Raw genomic sequence first — 2,527 nt, forward strand, 5'->3', positions numbered from 1 at the left:
AGTCAGCGCGGTTTGAGCTTTCTACAACTGGGGTTGCGCGAGATTCAGCGTCGCCTTTATCTCGGCTTGGGCTATCCTCTCTTAACACCTCTACCCAGGTGCAATCCTCCTACGGCTTGTGCCTCGAGGCGCAAGCGACGACATCTGCAACTCCGCCTTGAGTTCGCTCGGGTTTCTACCGCTTGATTTTCTCTTCTCTCCAGAACGGCTGCTTTTTGTCAATCCCTATGACCCTTCTGAGTTTTCTGCACCACTAAGGCATCACCACTCCTCGAAAATACGGTCCGATTCCCTTTGGAATTTCTCTAATCGCATCGATCGCCCTTGCCACTCACCTCTGGAGCTATTGGCGAGGCAAACAAGAAAAAGTCAAACGATTTCACGCCAACCACCGAGACCTCTTTGAAGAATTGCCCGATGTTTGGAACAGCTTGCCCTTCATCGACAACCCCAACCAAATCGAAGAACTCAAAGAACTCTCTCGTCTATACGATCGCAAACTCTATCCCGAAGACTTTCAATCCTAACGTTTCAATTTCCAACCCCTCGGGGTGACAACTCAAATGAAACTCCTCAAAAAAACCCTTATCGGCTTTGCCCTTTCAACAGTCGCTCTCAGCGGCTGCACCGCGATTATTGGCGAACGAGTTCCCGCCGGATACGTGGGACTGCTCATCAACCAATACGGAAGCGAAGAACGTCGGGGAATAGACAACGCCGAATTCATCGAAGGCGGTCGAGCCATCTACAATCCCGTCAACCAAGAGTTAGTCCTGTTTCCCACCTTCGTTAACAAGTACAGTTTTACCAACAGCACGATCGAACAAAGTCCCGTTCCCGAAGCGATCGGCTTTTCCGTAGCAGGAACCTCCGTCGAAGAAGACGTGGCGATCGGCGTGATGTTCGACAAAGCCAACGACGGCGAATTTATCAAAACCTACTATTCCACCTATCGCCTGTCCCCAGAAGAATTCGTCCGAACTCATCTAAGAGACGAAGTTCGAGGCTGCTTCAACCGGGCGGTGGTGGACGCCGACATTCAAACACCGTTTCAATACCAAAACCAGCGCATCGACCTATTAAACCGGGTCGAAACCTGCATCGCCGATAGCTTCAACTTCCTCATCGTCCAGAACCTCGAATATCTGGGAAAACCGCAATATCCGCCCAACATTCAAGCGGCGATCGACGAACAGTTTGAAGCCGAACAGCGGGCGAAATCCGCCGAAGCCCGGGCGCGACAAGCGGAAGCCGAAGCGCAAGCGGAAATCGCCAAAGCTCGAGGCGAAGCGGAAGCCGAAAAAATCCGCGCCTCCGTCGCCAACGATCCCAACTATCTCAGATACCGACAATTGGAAATCGAGATGGCTCGGATTCAACGCTGGAACGGTCAGGAAGCCCCCATCGTGCAAACGCCGAACGTGCAGTTAGGGGCTGCGGGAAACCCACAACCCCAGGAAAACCAATAAACGGTTAAGCGTCGCTGGCGTCCACCAACACCTTCAACGTTCCCCGTTCCTGGGCGCGATCGAACGCGGCGAGTCCTTCCGTCAGGGGAAAGCGATCGCACACCAAGGACATTACGTCTACCCGATGGTTCGCCAACAGATCGATCGCCTGGGGAAACGGACCGCAGCGGGAACCCACCAGCGTAATTTCATCCACCACCAACGAGGAAACGTCCAAACTGAGATTTCCCGCGTAGGTGCTTTTGAGAACCAGGGTTCCCCTCGGACGCAAAGCGCGACGGGCGATCACAAAACCTTCAGGATTCCCCGTACATTCGACGGCCACATCGAAGGCGCGATCGACGACCGCATCGGCGAAACCCGTCGCAATCCCGCGATTCTCCAACAGCCCGAGTTTTTCCCGATGTCGTCCCACCGCCAGCAAATCGCACCCCGTCAGCGCCAGACTTTGAGCGACTAACAGCCCTAACTTCCCGTCTCCGACTACCAACACCTTAGAATTGGCGTCGAGGGGAACTTGCTGCTGAATTTCCAACGCCGCCGCCAGGGGTTCGGTAAACGTGGCCTCGTCTGTCGAAACCGACTCGGGAACGGGATACAGGTTTTCTTCTGGAAGTGTCAGGTACTCCGCAAAAGCACCGTTGCGGTTGACGATACCCAACACGGTACGGTTTTCGCAGTGGGTGGACTGTCCGCTGCGACAAAAGCGACAGCGACCGCAAGTCGCGTTAATTTCCCCCACGACACGCTGTCCGAGCAACGCGTCAGAACCCCGTTCGACTCGACCGACAAATTCGTGACCGAGAACGCCGCGATACGGATAGTAACCGCGCAACAATTCTAAATCGGTGTTACAAATTCCCGCTCGCAACACCTTCACCAACGCTTCGCCGGGAGGAGGTTCGGGAACGGGTAAATCCCTCCGCAGTTGCAGGGTTCGATCTTCGAGCCAAAGTGCTTTCATCAGTCGATAGGGATTGACATCCTCTCCCAGCAACCCTATCGGGTATGCAGGGAGATTCCCTGGTTCACACCAAGGATTTCCTGCTTCTCAACCT

2 protein-coding genes and 1 pseudogene are annotated in these 2,527 nt (G+C 54.3%); 2 read left to right on the forward strand and 1 reads right to left on the reverse strand.

The window, feature by feature from the left end:
* Together GEI7105_RS39480 and GEI7105_RS30370 are read left to right on the forward strand one after the other, a co-directional pair.
* Positions 1-186 (forward strand): annotated as a pseudogene (locus GEI7105_RS39480) (IS4 family transposase); the annotation flags it as partial.
* Between the two features lie 377 nt (positions 187-563).
* On the forward strand, positions 564-1,469 hold the full coding sequence (locus tag GEI7105_RS30370) for an SPFH domain-containing protein (RefSeq protein ID WP_017660911.1): 906 nt from the start codon (positions 564-566) through the stop codon (positions 1,467-1,469).
* Between the two features lie 4 nt (positions 1,470-1,473).
* On the opposite strand, the gene GEI7105_RS0113105 is transcribed toward GEI7105_RS30370, so the two are convergent.
* On the reverse strand, positions 1,474-2,433 hold the full coding sequence (locus GEI7105_RS0113105) for an MDR/zinc-dependent alcohol dehydrogenase-like family protein (protein ID WP_026097635.1): 960 nt from the start codon (positions 2,431-2,433) through the stop codon (positions 1,474-1,476).
* Positions 2,434-2,527 lie beyond the last annotated feature (94 nt).

This window comes from Baaleninema simplex PCC 7105 (genome assembly GCF_000332355.1).
Classification (GTDB): Bacteria; Cyanobacteriota; Cyanobacteriia; order Cyanobacteriales; family Geitlerinemataceae; genus Baaleninema; species Baaleninema simplex.